The organism is Isoptericola croceus (genome assembly GCF_029382255.1).
Taxonomy (GTDB): Bacteria; Actinomycetota; Actinomycetes; order Actinomycetales; family Cellulomonadaceae; genus Isoptericola; species Isoptericola croceus.
Genome location: NZ_JARLLG010000483.1, coordinates 1 through 256, shown reverse-complemented (window position 1 = coordinate 256; position 256 = coordinate 1). Strand labels below are relative to the sequence as shown.

The following is a 256-nucleotide window of genomic DNA, read 5'->3' as shown; positions in this document are numbered from 1 at the left end:
AGGGGACTTCTTCTGGCTTGATGGCGCCGGAAATAGTGGGATCTGGCTGGAGCCTACCTTGTAGTGCACCTTCTCGTCCGTCTCGGGGAGTTCAACTTCCTTCTCAAAGATGTCACCTTTTTTGTCCAGCTTCACGGTCTTGCCCCAGTCGTCGAAGGTGCCGGTGACGTACACCTCGTTCCCAGCGTGGGCCCTGTAGTCAAGTCAGCCGCGAACTTCCAAACCGTCAGACTGGCCCGATACGGCCGCCTGGCTG

At 58.2% G+C, this 256-nt stretch carries 1 pseudogene; it reads right to left on the bottom strand.

The features are described from left to right. A pseudogene (locus PZC42_RS23465) lies at nt 1-177 on the bottom strand (glycogen-binding domain-containing protein); the annotation flags it as partial. Nucleotides 178-256 lie beyond the last annotated feature (79 nt).